Source organism: Salipiger bermudensis (assembly GCF_020171625.1).
In the GTDB taxonomy this organism is placed as follows: domain Bacteria; phylum Pseudomonadota; class Alphaproteobacteria; order Rhodobacterales; family Rhodobacteraceae; genus Salipiger; species Salipiger bermudensis_B.
In genome coordinates this window covers 1-2,613 of the sequence record NZ_JAIUZY010000033.1, presented here as the reverse complement: position 1 = coordinate 2,613, position 2,613 = coordinate 1, and the positions used below count along the sequence as shown (strand labels likewise).

4 protein-coding genes are annotated in these 2,613 nt (G+C 65.2%); all 4 read left to right on the top strand.

Annotated features, from left to right (window positions below):
• Positions 1–296: 296 nt before the first annotated feature.
• Genes queC through queF form a run of 4 tightly spaced genes read left to right on the top strand, consistent with a single transcriptional unit; the run spans position 297 to position 2,540 of the window.
• The gene (gene queC, locus LCM15_RS22675; RefSeq protein ID WP_224860086.1) at positions 297–998 is read left to right on the top strand and encodes a 7-cyano-7-deazaguanine synthase QueC; all 702 of its coding nucleotides are present in this window, start codon (positions 297–299) and stop codon (positions 996–998) included.
• Positions 998–1,351, top strand: a complete 354-nt coding sequence (gene queD / locus LCM15_RS22670; protein ID WP_224860085.1) for a 6-carboxytetrahydropterin synthase QueD — start codon at positions 998–1,000, stop codon at positions 1,349–1,351. Before queC ends, queD begins: the two co-directional genes overlap by 1 nt.
• Positions 1,348–2,058 (top strand): 7-carboxy-7-deazaguanine synthase QueE, encoded by a 711-nt coding sequence (gene queE, locus LCM15_RS22665; protein WP_224860084.1) that lies wholly within the window; start codon positions 1,348–1,350, stop codon positions 2,056–2,058. Before queD ends, queE begins: the two co-directional genes overlap by 4 nt.
• A 17-nt stretch (positions 2,059–2,075) precedes the next feature.
• Complete coding sequence (gene queF / locus LCM15_RS22660; RefSeq protein WP_224860083.1) at positions 2,076–2,540, top strand: preQ(1) synthase; 465 nt, start codon at positions 2,076–2,078, stop codon at positions 2,538–2,540.
• Positions 2,541–2,613 lie beyond the last annotated feature (73 nt).

Below are 2,613 nucleotides of genomic sequence, written 5' to 3'. Positions count from 1 at the left end.
ATCGCACCATGCAGAGCATTATGGCGTGCTCCGGAACAAAGGGCGGATGCGGTCCTTCGCTGCGGATTGCATGAATGACTGCGACACGCAGCCGACTGATCTCAGCCCCACTTAGACAGAGCAGAATGCACTGCAAGGATGTCAAAGGAGGTCGAGCCTGGGTGTGAGCGCGCGGGCAACGTCTGGAGACCTGGCCAGCGCGGCCCGCCCGGAAGGGCTCTTGCGTGATCGCGGCATCACGACTAAACGCCCCCCACCGGTCGCAGCCTACCCGGTCAACAAAACAAGGGTCCAGAATGAAAACTCTCGTCATCTGCTCGGGCGGACTCGATTCCGTGTCGCTCGCCCACATCACCGCCGAAGAGCATCAGCTCACCCGGCTTGTGTCCTTCGACTACGGCCAGCGCCACCGCAAGGAACTCGACTATGCCGCTGCTGCGGCGCGTCGCCTCGGTGTGCCGCACCACCTCATCGACATGCGTACTGTTGGCGCCGCCCTGACGGGATCTGCGCTGACCGATGACATCGACGTGCCCGACGGCCATTACGCCGAAGAAACAATGCGCATCACCGTCGTGCCGAACCGTAACGCGATCATGCTGGCCATCGGCTTCGGTGTCGCTGCCGCCAACGGGGACGATGCCGTCGCCACCGCGGTCCATGGCGGCGACCACTTCATCTACCCGGACTGCCGTCCGGCCTTCACGCAGGCCTTTGATGCGATGCAGCGCATGGCGCTCGACGGTTATGCCGACGTGCAACTCTACACGCCGTTCGTGAACCGAACCAAGGCCGACATCGTGGCCGAAGGCGCGAAATACCATGCCCCCTTCGCCGAGACATGGTCCTGCTACAAGGGCGGGGAGGTGCATTGCGGGCGCTGTGGCACCTGCGTCGAGCGGCGCGAAGCCTTCCATCTGGCGGGCATTGCCGACCCGACGACCTATGCCGATCCCGATTTCTGGGCCGGCGCAGTCGCCGAGCGGGAGGCCCGCTGATGTTTCGCATCCGGAAGGAGTTCCACTTCTCGGCCTCGCACCAGCTCGCGCATCTGCCCGCCGATCACCAATGCGCCCGGCTGCACGGGCACAACTACATCGTGGTGGTGGAGCTGGCTGCGGAGACGCTCGACGAGGACGGATTCGTGCGTGACTACCACGATCTCAAGCCGCTCAAGAGCTATATCGACGACACGTTCGACCACCGGCACCTGAACGATGTGCTCGATATGCCGTCGACCGCCGAGAACATGGCCAAGCACTTCCATGACTGGTGCAAGGCCCGGTGGCCGGAGACCAGCGCCGTGCTGGTCAGCGAAACCCCGAAGACCTGGGCCGAGTACCGGCCATGACGACCCTTCGCATTGCCGAAATCTTCGGCCCGACGATCCAGGGCGAAGGCGCGCTGATCGGCGAGCCGACGCTGTTCGTGCGCGCCGGCGGGTGCGATTACCGCTGTTCGTGGTGCGATAGCCTGCACGCGGTGGAGAGCGCCTATCGCCAGCAGTGGGCGGCCATGACGCCCGACGCGATCTGGGCAGAGTTGCGCCGCCTGTCCGACGGGCAGCCCATCACCGTCTCGATCAGTGGCGGCAACCCGGCGATCCAGGATTTCGGCCCGCTCATCGCGATGGGGCGCGCCGCGGGTTACCGGTTTGCCTGCGAAACCCAGGGGTCGGTGCCGCGGGCGTGGTTCTCGGATCTCGATACGCTGGTCCTGTCGCCCAAGCCGCCGTCCAGCGGCGAGACGGTCGACTGGGGCCTCTTCGCGGAATGCGTCGAGGCCGGACGCGGCGCCCGCGAAACCGTGATGAAGATCGTCATCTTCGACCAGCGCGACTACGCGTGGGCGAAGGACGCGCACAGCCGCCACCCCGAGCTGCCGCTCTTCCTGCAGCCCGGCAACCCCGAGGTCGATCCGGCGGTGCCGGTCGATCCGCAGGCGCTCGCCGACCGGCTCGGCTGGCTGACCGAGACCGCGATGGCGGACCGCTGGTTCGCGCCCCGCATCCTGCCGCAGCTCCATGTCCTGATTTGGGGCAACAAGCGCGGCGTCTGATCTTCCGGAGAGATTTCATGACCGACACGATCTACAGCAACCTCAAGCAGCTTGGCGGCGAAACGCGCATTCCCGAAAGCCCCGAGACGGCCGAGCTGGAGCGGGTGGCCAACCCGCAGGCCGATGTTCTCTACAACGTGCGTTTCACCGCGCCCGAGTTCACCTCGCTTTGCCCGATGACGGGGCAGCCCGACTTTGCGCACCTGGTCATCGACTACGTTCCCGGCGCTTGGCTGGTGGAGTCGAAATCGCTGAAGCTCTATCTCACGTCCTTCCGCAATCACGGCGCTTTCCACGAAGATTGCACCATCTCGATTGCGCGCCGGCTGGTGGACTTCCTCGAGCCCGCTTGGCTGCGGATCGGCGGATACTGGTATCCGCGCGGCGGAATGCCGATCGATGTGTTCTGGCAAACGGGTGCCATGCCTCGAGACGTATGGATCCCCGACCAAGGGGTCGCCCCCTATCGCGGTCGGGGCTGATTGTCCTACCCGGCGCGCCTGGCGCGCTGGGATGCGCCGAGCCAATGCTACACGCCAGAACAATCATCGCAAA